This is a genomic window from Natronospira bacteriovora (assembly GCF_030848495.1).
Taxonomy (GTDB): domain Bacteria; phylum Pseudomonadota; class Gammaproteobacteria; order Natronospirales; family Natronospiraceae; genus Natronospira; species Natronospira bacteriovora.
Genome location: NZ_JAVDDT010000003.1, coordinates 241,527 through 255,984, shown reverse-complemented (window position 1 = coordinate 255,984; position 14,458 = coordinate 241,527). Strand labels below are relative to the sequence as shown.

The 14,458-nt window shown below is 63.0% G+C and carries 11 protein-coding genes; 5 read left to right on the top strand and 6 right to left on the bottom strand.

The window, feature by feature from the left end; translation table 11 throughout:
* Positions 1 to 32: 32 nt before the first annotated feature.
* Both RBH19_RS06710 and pyk read left to right on the top strand, forming a co-directional pair.
* On the top strand, positions 33 to 1,235 hold the full coding sequence (locus tag RBH19_RS06710; RefSeq protein ID WP_306728055.1) for a phosphoglycerate kinase: 1,203 nt from the start codon (positions 33 to 35) through the stop codon (positions 1,233 to 1,235).
* A gap of 375 nt (positions 1,236 to 1,610) precedes the next feature.
* Complete coding sequence (gene pyk, locus RBH19_RS06705) at positions 1,611 to 3,032, top strand: pyruvate kinase (RefSeq protein WP_306728054.1); 1,422 nt, start codon at positions 1,611 to 1,613, stop codon at positions 3,030 to 3,032.
* A gap of 20 nt (positions 3,033 to 3,052) precedes the next feature.
* Here the strand turns inward: pyk and RBH19_RS06700 are convergent, their stop codons facing one another.
* From RBH19_RS06700 to RBH19_RS06675, 6 genes are all read right to left on the bottom strand, one after another.
* A complete protein-coding gene (locus RBH19_RS06700) occupies positions 3,053 to 4,147 on the bottom strand; it encodes a homoserine dehydrogenase family protein (protein WP_306728053.1) in 1,095 nt (364 codons plus the stop codon).
* Positions 4,144 to 5,151 (bottom strand): homoserine O-acetyltransferase family protein, encoded by a 1,008-nt coding sequence (locus RBH19_RS06695; RefSeq protein WP_306728052.1) that lies wholly within the window; start codon positions 5,149 to 5,151, stop codon positions 4,144 to 4,146. Before RBH19_RS06695 ends, RBH19_RS06700 begins: the two co-directional genes overlap by 4 nt.
* Positions 5,148 to 6,467, bottom strand: coding sequence for an O-acetylhomoserine aminocarboxypropyltransferase/cysteine synthase family protein (locus RBH19_RS06690; RefSeq protein WP_306728051.1), 1,320 nt, complete (start codon positions 6,465 to 6,467; stop codon positions 5,148 to 5,150). Before RBH19_RS06690 ends, RBH19_RS06695 begins: the two co-directional genes overlap by 4 nt.
* Positions 6,468 to 6,970: 503 nt before the next feature.
* Positions 6,971 to 7,585, bottom strand: coding sequence for a biliverdin-producing heme oxygenase (locus RBH19_RS06685; protein ID WP_306728050.1), 615 nt, complete (start codon positions 7,583 to 7,585; stop codon positions 6,971 to 6,973).
* Positions 7,549 to 7,959: an MAPEG family protein gene (locus tag RBH19_RS06680; protein ID WP_306728049.1), complete on the bottom strand. Its 411-nt coding sequence runs from the start codon at positions 7,957 to 7,959 to the stop codon at positions 7,549 to 7,551. Before RBH19_RS06680 ends, RBH19_RS06685 begins: the two co-directional genes overlap by 37 nt.
* Positions 7,956 to 8,480, bottom strand: a complete 525-nt coding sequence (locus RBH19_RS06675) for a gamma-glutamylcyclotransferase family protein (protein WP_306728048.1) — start codon at positions 8,478 to 8,480, stop codon at positions 7,956 to 7,958. The genes RBH19_RS06680 and RBH19_RS06675 overlap by 4 nt, the downstream gene beginning before the upstream one ends.
* An 88-nt stretch (positions 8,481 to 8,568) precedes the next feature.
* Here RBH19_RS06675 and RBH19_RS06670 point away from each other — a divergent pair, with 88 nt between their 5' ends.
* Genes RBH19_RS06670 through RBH19_RS06660 form a run of 3 tightly spaced genes read left to right on the top strand, consistent with a single transcriptional unit; the run spans position 8,569 to position 14,457 of the window.
* A complete protein-coding gene (locus RBH19_RS06670; protein ID WP_306728047.1) occupies positions 8,569 to 10,935 on the top strand; it encodes a penicillin acylase family protein in 2,367 nt (788 codons plus the stop codon).
* The gene (locus RBH19_RS06665; RefSeq protein WP_306728046.1) at positions 10,935 to 12,200 is read left to right on the top strand and encodes a sialidase family protein; all 1,266 of its coding nucleotides are present in this window, start codon (positions 10,935 to 10,937) and stop codon (positions 12,198 to 12,200) included. The genes RBH19_RS06670 and RBH19_RS06665 overlap by 1 nt, the downstream gene beginning before the upstream one ends.
* Positions 12,193 to 14,457, top strand: coding sequence for an ATP-binding protein (locus tag RBH19_RS06660; RefSeq protein WP_306728045.1), 2,265 nt, complete (start codon positions 12,193 to 12,195; stop codon positions 14,455 to 14,457). Before RBH19_RS06665 ends, RBH19_RS06660 begins: the two co-directional genes overlap by 8 nt.
* Position 14,458 lies beyond the last annotated feature (1 nt).

The window sequence follows — 14,458 nt, the reverse complement described above, 5'->3', positions numbered from 1 at the left end:
CTTTCGTTTTCAGCAAACCATGGAGGCTGGTGATGACCATCCTCAAGATGACGGACCTGGATCTTCACGGCAAGCGCGTACTGATTCGTGAAGATCTGAACGTGCCGGTCAAGGACGGCAAGGTGAGCAGTGATGCCCGTATTCGGGCCTCCCTGCCCACCATCAAGGCGGCCCTGGAAGGCGGTGCCCGCGTGATGTTGATGTCCCATCTGGGGCGTCCCACCGAAGGGGAGTATGACGAGACTCAGTCTCTGGCGCCGGTAGCTGATCGGCTGACCGAGCTGCTGGGCCGCAAGGTTCGTCTGGAAAAGGACTGGATTGACGGGGTGGAGATTGCCGAGGGCGAGGTGGTGCTGTGCGAAAACGTGCGCTTCCTCAAGGGCGAGAAGGCTGATGATGACGCCCTGGCTCGCAAGATGGCAGCCCTGTGCGACATCTTTGTCATGGATGCCTTCGGTACGGCCCACCGTGCTCAGGCCTCCACCCATGGGGTGGCCCGTTTTGCGCCGGTGGCCTGTGCCGGTCCGCTGCTCTCCCGCGAGCTGGACGCCCTGGGTCATGCCCTGGAAAACCCCAAACGGCCGCTGGTGGCCATCGTGGCCGGTTCCAAGGTCTCCACCAAGCTGACCGTGCTTGAAAGCCTGAGCAAGGTTGTGGATCGATTGATCGTGGGTGGCGGTATCGCCAATACCTTCATTGCCGCCGCCGGTCATGATGTGGGCAAGTCATTGCATGAGCCGGATCTGATTCCGGAGGCGAAGCGCCTGATGGAACAGGCCAGGGAGCGGGGCGGCGAGATCCCGGTTCCCACGGATGTGGTGGTGGCCACGGAATTTGATGCCAGCGCCGAGGCGGATGTGAAAAAGGTGGACGAAATTGCCGCCGATGAGATGGTGCTGGACATCGGTCCGGATACCGCCGAGCGCTTTGCGGAAAGCCTGAAGGAAGCCGGCACCATCGTCTGGAATGGTCCCGTGGGTGTGTTCGAGTTTGATCAATTCGGCGAAGGAACGCGCATTCTGGCTGAAGCCATTGCTGACTCATCGGCCTTCTCCATTGCCGGCGGTGGTGACACCCTGGCCGCCGTGGACAAGTACGGCATTGCCGATCGCGTGTCTTACATTTCCACCGGCGGTGGTGCCTTCCTGGAGTTTCTTGAGGGGAAGACCCTGCCGGCCGTGGCGGTTCTGGAAAGCCGTGCAAGTGAAAAGGCGGCCGCCAGCAGTCATGGTTGAAGCCTGTAACTGCCCTGCTTGAACCGGTTTGTTAAAACACCGCCCTCGGGCGGTGTTTTTTTATTCTTTGCGGAAAAGCGGGGAGTTGATTGGGGTTTGGGTGCCGTGGCGGGTCTTGGTGGCCCTGACCAGAACCGTGGGAAACATCCCTGTTTCCCACGGTTCTGGTCAGGGCCACCAAGACCCTTTCCAGAGCGGTGATTCGTCGGGTTGGTGGGAACGCCCCCACCAACCCGACGCCCCCAAACCGCTCGTCCCTCCCAACTTTTACGCGAAGAGCTTTTCCCATGCCAGACGTTTGACTATCGCCGTATTCTCCTTTCCATTCCTGACTGTTAGTCTGTTCGCATCACTCACTGATCTGTGTCCTTTCCCATGCCAAGAAGAACGAAGATTGTTGCAACCCTCGGGCCTGCCGTTGCGTCGCTTGAAAAACTGCGAGAGCTGGTGGCTGCCGGTGTGGACGTCATGCGCATCAATTTCTCCCACGGCAAGGCCGCGGATCATGGTCGCCTGGCCGCACTCGCCCGTGAAGCAGCGAAGGCCGAGAATCGGGATGTGGCCCTGCTGGCTGATCTGCAGGGACCGAAGATTCGTATCGATGGATTTCGTGATGGCCCCGTGGAGCTGGAGGACGGCCAGGCATTCGTGCTGGATGCCGAGCTTGATCCCAGGGGGGGTGATCAGACCCGGGTGGGGCTGACCTACAAGGATCTGCCCCGGGACGTGCAGCCCGGCGATGTGCTGCTGCTGGATGACGGCCTGATTGCGCTTGGCGTTGAACGCGTTGAGGGGGCGCGCATTCATACCCGCGTTGAGATGGGCGGGCGCTTGTCCGATAACAAGGGCATCAATCGTCAGGGGGGTGGCCTGTCGGCACCGGCGCTGACCGACAAGGATCGCGAGGATATTCGTACGGCCGCCGAACTGGATGTGGATTATCTGGCCATCTCCTTCCCGCGTTCGGCCGACGATGTTGAACAGGCGAAGCAGCTGTTGCGTGCCGCCGGCGGACAGGCCGGCATGATCGCCAAGATTGAACGGGCGGAAGCCATCGAGGCCATCGATGAAATCATTCTGGCCAGTGATGGTGTCATGGTGGCGCGTGGTGATCTGGCGGTCGAGATCGGGGATGCCGAACTGCCCGCCGTGCAGAAGATGATCATTCATCGTGCCCGTGAGTTGAATCGGGTGGTGATCGTTGCCACCCAGATGATGGAGTCCATGATTACCCAGCCACGCCCGACCCGGGCCGAGGTGCTGGATGTGGCCAATGCCGTCATGGACGGTGCGGATGCCGTGATGTTGTCGGCCGAGACGGCCACCGGAAAGTACCCGATCCGGGTGGTGGAGGCCATGAACCGGGTGTGCGTGGGTGCGGAGAAACAGCCCCGCACCCAGCGTTCCCGGCATCGCCTGGACAGTCGCTTCCAGCGTATCGACGAAGCCATCGCCATGGCCACCATGTACACCGCCAACCATCTGGATGTGCGCGCCATCGTGGCCCTGACGGAGTCCGGTTCCACCCCCCTGTGGATGTCGCGCATCCGCTCCGGCATTCCCATTTATGCCTTGACCCGGCATGAAAGCACCCGTCGTCGGGTGACCCTCTACCGTGGTGTCTACCCCGTGCCCTATGACATCCTCCACCATGAGCCGCGTCGGATACTCGAGGATGCGGCGGATCTCTTGATCGGCATGGACGCGGTGGAGAAGGGCGAGCTGCTGATCTTCACCAAGGGTGACTTCGAAGGCGTGGCCGGTGGCACCAATGCCATGAAGATCATCACCGCCTGAGTGTCCGGCGCCATCCGAACTCAGTTCCGCTCATTGAAGGTGGCCACCGCCTCGGCCACATCGGCCATGACCGCGCTGGCGGTCACGGCCACGCCGGCACCCGGTCCGAATACATCCAGAGGCGTGTTGGGATTGGTGGCCAGCTGAAGCCGGACCAGATTGCCCGATCCACTCAAACCGGCGAGGGGATGGTCGGCTGGCACGGTCACCGGCCCGACCCTCGCTCGCCTGCCATCGAAACGGGCGGCATAGACCCAGCGTTCCCCGGCCCGGCGGGCCGCCGTCTGTCGGTCCATCCACAGGGCGTCCAATTGCTCGAGGCGCTGAGCGCCGTCTGGTGCTGTCAGCCATTCATCGGGCACCAGCCCCTCACGTTGAATCACCACATCCGGGAAGCCTGCTTCACGCAGCATGATGGTGAGCTTTCTCGCCACATCCCGGCCACTGAGGTCCTCCAGGGGGTTGGGCTCGGTGAAACCTTTTCGGCGGGCATCCTCCACCGCCGCCGAAAAACGTTCTCCCTGACTGACCTGCGCCAGCACATGGGCCAGGGTTCCCGACAGGGCAGCCTCCATGGCCCGTGGCGGATCGCCGGCCAGACGCAGGCGGGCCAGGGTGCGCAAAATGGGCAGGCCCGCTCCCACGGTCGCACTGTAGCGCAGAGGCGCTCGCCCCAGTCGTGCTGTCGCCTGAATACGCTCATACAGCAGACGGTCACCCGACAGACCGTGCTTGTTGGGTGTGACCACGCCAATGCCGTGACGCAGCCAGCGTGGATAGAGCTCGGTGATTCCGGCATCGGCCGTGCAGTCGATGATCAGGGCCGGGCGACCGGCCCGCCGCAATGACTGCATCAGCTGGTCGAGATCGTCACTGGCGCGCGGGACCAGTTGCAGTTCGCCGTCTTCCCGGTGCCCGGTCTGTCGCCGATTGATGACGGTTTTCAGTTCAACCTCCAGGCCGGTGAGCTGTTGCAGACGATGTAGCAGCGCACTGCCGACCTGCCCGCTGTGGCCGATCAGGGCCAGGTTGACTGACCAGTCCCGGCGGACCGGTCGGCGGGTACTGGCAGGCAGCGTCGAAGGGTGGTCAGTGAATGTGGATGGACTGATCATGCTCTCAACTCCAGGGATTGTGCTTGGCCGTTGCGCAGGTGCCGGCGAAAACTCAGCAGCAGGGCATTGACCCGGCGCTGTTCGATGAGAAAGGCATCGTGGCCCTGTGGTGCGTCCAGCCAGCGAAGGGTGGCATTGGGCAGGTGCTCGGCCAGCGCTTGCTGGTCACAGGGCGGGTAGAGCAGGTCGGATTCAATGCCAAGGATCAGGGCCGGCACCGGGCATTGCCCCAGGGCCTGCGCCACTCCGCCGCGATCGCGACCCACATCGTGGCTGTCCATCAGCTCCGTCAGATGTCGATAGCTGATTGGGTTGAAGCGCTGCTTCAGCCGTTCGCCGTGATGGTCAAGCCAGGAGGCCACGGTGCGATCCGTGTCCTGGGGGGCAAAGCGTTCATTGAGGTTGTCCCAGTGGCGGTAACTGAGCATGGCGATCTGGCGGGCCAGTGCCAGATTGTCACTGCTGGCCAGGGCGAGGCGCTGAATGTGATTCCAGGCCCTGGCCCAGGCGCTCTGTCGCGCGGCGGCGGCAATGACGACGGCGGCATCCACCTGATCGGCCTGATCGACTGCCCATTCCAGGGCCTGCATGCCGCCCAGGGAACCACCGACCACCAGTCGCAGGCGATCAATGCCCAGTTCATGCAGCAGGCTTCGCTGCAGGCTGACCACATCGCGAACCGTCAGCACGGGAAAGCGCTCGCCCCAGGGCTGCCCATCTGTGTCCAGGTGTCCTGGCCCGCTGCTGGCATGACTGCCCCCCGGTACATCGATGCTGATGATGTGATCCCGCTGAGGATCCAGTGCCCGGTCCGGCCCCAGCAGCCCCGGCCACCACTGGCCGAGGTTGCTGTCGCCGGTGAGTGCCGGACAGACCAGCACCGTGTTATCCCCCGCGGCATTGCGCCGGCCCCATTGGCGAAAGCCCAGGGTGATGGTTGCCGGACGACCACCGCCCTCCAGGGGCGGTGGTCTCAGCTCACGGGTTTCCAGTGGTGCGCTCACGCCGCTGCCTCCAGGCCGGCCCTGGCAAAGGCCTGGCGGAAGTCCTCGATGATGTCGTCAATGTGCTCAATGCCCACCGAGACTCGCACCATCTCCGACGAGACACCGGCGGCTCGACGTTCGGCCTCACTCAATTGCTGGTGGGTGGTGGAGGCCGGGTGAATGACCAGAGTCTTGGCATCGCCCACATTGGCCAAATGGCTGGCCAGTTCCACGCTGTCGATGAAGCGTTGCCCTGCCTGTTCACCGCCGCGGATGCCGAAGTTCAGCACCGGCCCGAAGCCGTGGCGCAGGTAGCGTTTGGCCCGCTCATGCCAGGGGTGATCCGGCAGGCCCGGATAGTTGACCCATTCCACGGCTGGCTGGGCCTGCAGCCACTCAGCCAGTGCCTGGGCATTGTCCACATGGCGCTGTACCCGCAGCGAGAGAGTCTCTAGGCCTTGCAGGAAGAGGAAGCTGTTGAAGGGGCTGAGGGAGGGGCCCAGATCCCGCAGGCCTTCCACCCGGGCGCGGATGATGAAGGCGATGTTGCCGGTGGGGCTGTCCGGGCCGAAGGCTTGCTGGAAGTTGAGGCCGTGATAACCGGGCGCCGGTCGCGTGAACAGGGGGAAGCGGCCATTGCCCCAGTCGAAGCGCCCGGCATCCACGATCACACCGCCGATGGAGGTGCCGTGCCCGCCAATCCATTTGGTGGCCGATTGCACCACGATGTCGGCCCCGTGTTCGATGGGGCGGGCCAGATAGCCGGCGGCACCGAAGGTGTTGTCGACAATCAGTGGCAGGCCATGCCGTTTGGCCAGGGCGGAGAGTGCCTCGAAGTCGGGAATGTGAAAGCCGGGGTTGCCCAGGGTCTCCACATACAGGCCGCGGGTGCGCTCATCGATCTGTGCCTCGAAGGCGGCCAGGTCGTCGCCTTCCACCAGACGCACGTCGATGCCCAGGCGGGGCAGGGCGACCTTGAACTGGTTGTAGGTGCCGCCATAGAGCGAGGTGCTGGCCACGATGTTGTCACCGGCTTCGGCCAGGGTGGTGATGGTGATGAGCTGTGCCGATTGCCCGGAGCTGGTGGCCAGGGCGGCCACGCCACCTTCCAGGGCCGCCACCCGTTGTTCGAACACATCGGTAGTGGGGTTCATGATGCGGCTGTAGATATTGCCGAACTCTTCCAGGGCAAACAGGCGGGCCCCGTGCTGGCTGTTATCGAAGGTGTAGGAGGTGGTCTGGTAGATGGGCACGGCCCGGGCATTGGTGCCGGGCGCCGGTTCCTGGCCGGCATGGATCTGCAGGGTTTCGAATCGTCGACTGTCTTTGCTCATGGTCTTCTCCTTGCGGGTGATGGACGGGATGAACCCGGCCGGTTTTCATTCACCGCAGCGGAGAGACCAGTTCAGGGGGAATTCAAAGACAAAAAAACCCGCACCGGCATCGCCGCTGCGGGTTGGATGAACAACTGTCTTGCTGATCGTCTAGAACACAGTCGTGCATGACCCCGCAGCCGGAACGGCGGGCATACACATACAAGCCATCATCGCGGACGCGGGAAGCGCCGGGGCCTTGAGCAATGGAACTGTGTCGTTGGCAATGATCATGCTTTTCATCATCAAGACAATGGGGATGCCGTGTCAAGAATTTTTTCGGATTCTTCGCGGAAAAGCTGGGGCATCGAGCGGTTAGGGGGCGTCGGGTTGGTGTGCACCAATCAGACGAATCACCGCTCTGGAAAAGGGGAGGGTCAACAAGATCGCCCAGGCAACCAAACTCGAATACCCCTTCTGCTATTCAGCGAAGCGTATTCTCGATGGTTGTCTTAGTTCTCGTCTTAGTTCTCGTCCAAGCAGGTTTCCAGCCAGGCATCCAGACCGAGGAAGCCGTCGCGAGCGGCCCGCACGCAGGCGTCGCGCTGTGATCGGGACAGGGCCCGGCTGTCCAGCCAGGCACAATGGCGTTGCCATTGGCTTTCCCGGCTCTTGCCGTAGGCCGTGACAAAGCGAAGCGCCGGCTGGCAGGAACGGGGCAGGGCCAGGCGCAGATGTTTTTCCGCCACTTCACTGTTCCAGGCAATGTACTCGCTCAGGAAACAGGCCCCGGCGGCTTCCGAAAGGGAGCGGATGCGGGGCAGGTGAGCAAGGGGTGCGAGAGGGCCAGCGTCCATGTCGAGAACCGCCAGATCCTCGGCAAGCCAGTCGCTCTTGTTCAGGCAGGCATGATCCAGGCCGGTGCGCAGCCAGTCGGGATTGCGGCGGATCAATGTCTCCAGCAGACGGTAGTAGCCATGAAAGCCCATCACCAGGCGTCGATAGGCCTGCGCCTCCACCAGGTCGGCAAAGGCGCGCACGAACAGGGGGTTGCGCCCGAAGCGTTCCCGTTCAGGCTCGGTCTGTTGCAGCAGATGCAGCCTTAAAGGCTGCTCTGGCTCAAGGGCAGTGCCAGCCATATCAGCATCCCGGCCATGATCAATAGTGACAGCCATGTCAGCACCATGCCCCAGAAGCGACCAAAGGTCTTGCCGGCACTGAGGCTCAGTCCCCAGGCATGCAGCAGGCGTCCGAGCAGCAGCAGGCCGCCGATGGCGTACAGCCAGGCCGGCGATATCCCCTGAATTTCCAGCAGGCCCAGCATGAGCAGGCCCAGGGGCAGGTTTTCCACCGCGTTGCCGTGGGCGCGCATGGCCAGGGCCAGGTCTTCACGGCCGCCGGAATTGATGCCTACATGGTGACGTCGTCTCAGGGGTGGAATGCGAGCGGCCAGGGCAATCATCAACAGGGCCCCGAGGCCGGCATACAGGCTGCTTACAGGTAGCCAGATCATGGTTGCTGCTGCTCCAGTGTGTTGGCGAGTGAGGGGTTGTTGTCCATCACGCAGTCCCGCAGGTACTGCTGATATGAGCCGGGCAGATCATGTTCGGCCGCACCACTCAGGATATGCTGCACATAGTGCCACTCGGTTTGCAGTCCGCTCCGCGGTTGGCGGGGATGATAGGTATGCACGGTCTCATCCGGTCGCCGGCCGTCCCTGAAGCACACGTCAATGGGGCCGCGGTCGTAGTCCTTGCCCTCGTCTTCAATGGTATCCAGGGTGGGGAAGGGGGCGTCGGCATGCCGATAGACCCGTTCCTCGGGCACCTCGTAGATCACGCCCCAGGCCGGCCCGGGGCCACCGGGCAGTATGCCGGCGGCGGCGCAGCCATTGATGCCGCCCCAGACGGGGAAGCAGAAACGGTAGGGCGAGCGGGTGCGGGCCACGCCGACCACCCGGGCGTTGCCTCGCAGGCGCGCCTCACTATTCAGGCGCTGGGAGGACAGGTTGGAGCCGTACTGGAAGATAAGCATCCCGCCAACTTAGCTGAAGACACCACAGGCGGGCAAGACAGGCGGGCCTGTGCCAGAATCGTGACATGACAGTAACGGGAGAACGGGCATGAAGCGTGGGCTGCTCTGGGGAAGTGGGGGGCTGTTGCTCCTGGCTGTGGTGATTCTGTTGGCGGCCTGGCTGCTGTTCCGTGCCAGCCTGCCGGCCCTCGATGGTGAAATTGCCCTCGCGGTGGAAGGCCCGGTCAACATCGAGCGGGATCGACAGGGTGTTCCCAGTATTGTCGCGGACAGCGAGGGTGACGCGGCCTTTGCCATGGGTTTCGTGCACGCCCAGGAACGTTTTTTCCAGATGGACACCCTGCGTCGCTCGGCCGCCGGTGAGCTGGCGGCCCTGTTTGGTGAGGTGGCACTGGATTTTGATCGCCAGCGGCGCCATTGGCGAGGCCGTCATCTGGCCAGAGAGGCCCTGGCGACACTGCCCGAAGCCGACCAGGTCCTCTTGAGCCGCTATGCCGCCGGTGTCAATGCCGGGCTGGACGCCCTGGGCAGTCGGCCGCCGGAATACTGGTTGCTGAATGCACGGCCACAGGACTGGCGGGCCGAGGACAGCCTGCTGGTGAACCTCTCCATGTTCTTCTACCTCAACGACGCGCGCGGTCATCGGGCCCTGCAGCTGGATCGCATCACAAGAACATTGCCGGAGGCCGTGTCCACCTTCCTGCTGGATCCGGCTGACCCGCGGGACGCGCCATTGCAGGATGAGCCCCTGCCTGAGTTGCCAGCGATTCCCGGCGAGGATCAGTTTCAGGTGCGCGACTTCGAGGACGTGAACCTGGATTGGCGACGCCTGCTGGGCGGCGAGCTGCCATTGCCGGGCAGCAACAGCTGGGCCGTGTCGGGGGACCTGCTGGAGGGGGAGGCGGCCTTGCTTGCCGGTGACACCCATCTCGGCCTGTCCTTGCCGAATACCTGGTATCGCCTTCAGTTTCAGGTCCGAGGCGAGCATGAATGGCCGATTACCGGCGCCAGCCTGCCGGGCGTTCCCGGCGTGGTGCTCGGCAGCAATGGGCACCTGGCCTGGACCTTCACCAACAGTTACGGCGATTGGTCGACCCGGGTGGTCCTGGATTGGGATGAGGAGGAGGCGGGTCGCTACCTGACCCCGGACGGCCCCGAGCAGCTCATTGAACATGAAGAAGTGATCGAGGTGCGGGGCGGAGCCAGTGAAAGCCTGAGTTATGTCTGGAGTCGATGGGGGCCGGTGGTGTCGGTCGCGGATGATGAGAAGCATGCCAAGGTCTGGACTGCCGCTTTGCCAGGGGGGCTGAACGTGGCCTTCCGCGATGTCTACCGGGCGCGTGATGTGACGTCCCTGCTGGAGGCGGGTGCCCGGCTTGGCATGCCCCCCCAGAACCTCCTGGCCGTGGACCGGGCCGGCGATATTGGCTGGACGATTGCCGGTCGCATTCCCGAGCGGGACGGCGGTTTCCGCTCGGCGGCTCGCCTGCCGCGCTCCGGAGATTTCCATGCGGGTGAGTGGCTTTCGGAGGCGGCGTATCCCCGGGTGGTGAACCCGGCCCATGGTCGCCTCTGGACCGCCAATGCCCGGGTGGCCAGTGGCGAACATCTGGACAGGATCGGCGATGGCGGTTACCCGGTGGCGGCCCGTCAGCAACAGATTCGTGACCGTCTGTTTGAAATGGAACGTCACGATGAACAGGCCATGCTGGATCTTCAGCTGGATGATGAAGCCCGTTTGCTCTACGACTGGGTACCCATTGCCCTGAGCGCGGCCGACGCGGCGGAGGCCAGCGAGGCGCGTCGGCGCTTCCGCGAGGAGATCACCCATTGGCACGGTCATGCCTGGCCGGACTCCGTGGGCTATCGTCTGCTGCGGGATTTTCGTCGCGAGGTGACCGGGCGGACCTTGGGTCCCCTATTGCATCCGATGGTGGAGGCCTGGCCGGATTTTGATTACCGGCATCAGCGCAAGCGGGAGCGTCCGGTTCGCCAATTGCTGGCCGAACGGCCAATGCATCTGCTGGCACCCGATTTTGACAGCTGGGACGAGCTGCTGGTGGATGCGATGGATGCCGTGATTGCGGCCTCCCGGCAGAATGCGAATTCGGACGGAGATTGGCAGGATTGGGGGGAGCGCAACACCACCCATGTCCGTCACCCCATGAGTACCTCACTGCCCTTGCTTGCCCGCTGGCTCGATCTGACACCCGAGCGTTTGCCGGGTGATCAGCATATGCCAAGGGTTCAGGTCGGTGCCTTTGGTGCGTCCCAGCGCCTGGTGGTGCGCCCCGGTGCCGAAGCGGATGGGGTTTTTCACATGCCCGGTGGGCAGAGCGGCCATTTCCTTTCCCCCTGGTACCGAGACGGGCATCGTGACTGGAGCGATGGCCGCAGCAGTCCCTTCCTGCCGGGCGACGCGGCGCATACCCTGATTCTCATTCCGGAGTTTTGATGATGTTGAATTCGAGTCGAGCCAGCTTGTGCCTTGTTGCCGTGACACTGTTCATCCTGGCCGCCTGTGAGCGGACACCGGATGCACCGGTCTTGCAGGAATTGCCATCACCGGCCGGAGAGAACAGCTTTGCGCCACGTCTGGCGGCCGATGCCGATGGTGTTTATCTGTCGTGGTTGAAGGCCCTTGGCGATGGACAGCATGCCCTGAAATTCTCCCGTCTGGACGGGAATGAATGGTCCGAACCAAGAACCGTGATCACCGGGGATAACTGGTTCGCCAACTGGGCGGACACCCCGGGTGTGCGTCCGGTGGGTGACTACCTGTTTGCCCACTGGCTGGTTCGCAGTGGCCCCGGTACCTATCACTACAACATTCACGCGGCCTGGTCGAAAGACGAGGGTGACAGCTGGAGTGAGCCGTTCATCCTCCATCGGGAGGGCCGCCAGGCCGAGCACGGCTTCCTGTCTTCGGTGGTGCTGGAGAACGGTGACCTGGCTGTCGCCTGGCTGGACGGGCGTCACACCGTCACCGAAGGAAACACGGAGGCGGCCGGCCATGGCCACCATGGCGACATGAGCCTGCGCTGGGCACGCTTTGAGCCGGGTGCTTCCATCCCCGGTGAAGATGAAGAAGTGGATGACCGCGTCTGCGATTGCTGCATGACCGCCATGGTGCTGGAGCCGGAAGGGCCACGGGTTTTCTACCGTGACCGAAGTCATGATGAAATCCGTGACATTGCCAGCATCGGCCCGCTGGGTGAATCGATCCAGCGTTCAGAGACGGTCAAGGACGACGGCTGGCGGATTGCTGCCTGTCCGGTCAATGGCCCCGCCGCGCTGCGTCGGCCAGGAAAAACCGCTGTGGCCTGGTTCAGTGGCGCGGTCGAGCCGCGCGTTCAACTGCGTTATCGCCACGATGATTCAGGGCATTACAGCGAAGCCCTGCGTATTGACGATGGTGGCGCGATGGGGCGCGTGGCTTTGGCGGCACTGGATGAGACGTCACTGTTGGTTTTCTGGATGGCGCAGCGGAACGGTGAAGCCCATCTCATGGGTCGGGTGGTGGACGGTGAACGGCTGTCGCCGGCCACCCCCTTGCGGACGGTGGCCGCCAGCCGCGCCAGTGGGGTGCCGGTTGCACTGGCTCATGAGGGGCGCGTTCTGCTCGCCTGGACAGGCATGGGCGAGAATCGGCGCCGGGTCATGCTCGGCGTGGTGAAGCCCGAAAGTCAGGCACAGGACGCTGTTCCGGAACATGAGTGAATCGATTCACGGAAGCGGTCGCTTCAGACGCCGGTGGGGCAGGGGGCCCCCCCGGGGTTTCTGGGCACGACCGATTGCGCTGATCTTTTTCCGCCTGACCATGCTTGCCGCCATCCCGGTCTTTGTCTGTTTTGCACTGCTTTTCTGGCTGGTCTATTCCGGTGAGCGGGAACGTGCGATGGAACAGACGATCACGATCGCCGATACCATGGCCCGATCCCACGCCAATCAGCTGGAGTATTCACGCAGTCTGCTAATGCTGATGAATCGCCAGGCCGGCGAGGCATCACAGCCGGATGCCGTGTGTGGAGGCGCTTTTCAGGACGTGGTTGAGCAGAGCGACTACATCTTCAATGCCGGCGTGGTGGGAGGGAACGGCCACCTGCAATGTGCGACCCGAATGCCCGATGTGCGGCCCGATCTTTCGTCCCATGCCTTCTTCCAGGCTGCCCGATCGCGTTCGGATCCGCAGATCGGCGATGCCGTCATGCCCTTTGCCACGGGCAACAGTCAGCGTGTTCTGCATCTGGCGCAGCGTGTGGGAACGGGGCTGGATCCGGAAGCCGTGGTGTTCCTGGCCATTGATCCGGAGCAGGCCGTTTTGCCGTCAGGCCTGGAACCGTTGGCTTCGGACTACATTCTAACCCTGATCGGTGATGATGGACGGATCCACTATCGAAGTGCCGACGCGGATCGCTGGATCGGTCATCGCCTGGAGAACGTGGACAGCCTGCTTGCTCAGGTGGTGGACGGTTTCATTCGCGAGGCCATGATGGGGCTTGATGGTGTGCGTCGGCAGCATGCCGCCAATCAGGTCGAGCTGGGCGATGGGCGGCGCGTGTTCGCCGTGGCCGGGGTGCCGCTGGAGCCCGGGCTGATCCACGCCCGGCAATACCGGAACTGGTCGCTGATCCTGATGTTCACCGCCTTCTTGTCCCTGCTGGTTCTGGCGATCTTTTCCGGGCGGGTGTTCGTGCGCCGGAATGTCCTGCCCGTGCTTGAGCAGGTTCACGGCATTCGCCGCAATGAACCCGTGGATGCATCGGTTGGCGGTGACAGGATGAGTGATGAATTCCGGACGATACTCTCGCACCTGCATCAGGCGGATGAAGAACGCCGGCAGATCCTGGAGCATCTCCGGCTGCATGTTGGTCATTCGCCCCTGGCGGTCATCGAATGGGATCGTGGGCTTCGGATTCGCTCCTGGTCGTCCCGCGCGGAAAAGCTGTTCGAATGGCCGGCAACGGCCGTGCTGGGCCGTCGACCGTTTGAATGGCTCTTCTTTCATGAGGACGACCGGGCCGGCGTGGAAGAATCCTTTCGCAGGATCTTTTCTTGCGAGGAAGACGGTTGCGAGTTTGCCTGCAGAGTGCACACCCGGATGGGTCGAGTCGTCCACTGCGCCTGGTACATGGCGGCCGTGGATCTGGATGACCCGGAACGGGGTCACATCCTGAGTTTCGTATTGGACATTACCGACAAGGTGTTGGCGGAAGAGGAGCTCAGAGCCCTTAATCGCCAGCTTGAATGGCGGGTAAGGAGCCGGACGGAGGCGCTGGAGTTCGCCAATCGCGAGCTGGAATCCTTTTCCTATTCGGTTTCCCACGATCTCCGGGCCCCTTTGCGCGGGATCGATGGCTATTCCCAGGCCCTGGAAGAAGACTACGGCGGGGCCCTGGATGAAACCGCTCACCATTACATTCAGCGTATTCGTGCGGCAACCTCGCGCATGGGTGACCTGATCGATGACCTGCTTCGCCTGTCCAGGGTGTCACTCTCGGAACTGAAGCGGAGCCGGGTATCAGTCACTGACGTGGCAGTGTCGATCTGCCGGCAGCTGGAAGAGGATTACCCTGATCGTCGCGTTCACTGGCAGGTCGACGAAGGGCTGGAAGCGTATGCGGATGCGGATCTGCTGAAGACAGCGCTGGAGAACCTGTTGGACAATGCCTGGAAGTTCACCCGCCAGGCCGAATCACCCGAGATTCACCTGAGTGCCTTCAAGGGCGAGTCGGGGCAACAGGGCTTTGAATTGCGGGACAATGGTGCAGGCTTCGATTCAGCCTATGTGGAGCGCATCTTCCAGCCCTTCCAGCGCCTGCACGGTTACGAAGAATTCGAAGGGACGGGTATCGGACTCACCACGGTGCATCGGATCGTGATTCGCCATGGTGGGTGGATCACCGCCCATGGCCATCCTTCGATGGGTGCCTGCTTCCGTTTCAGTTTTGGTGACAGGGGAATGAGTGATGGATGAT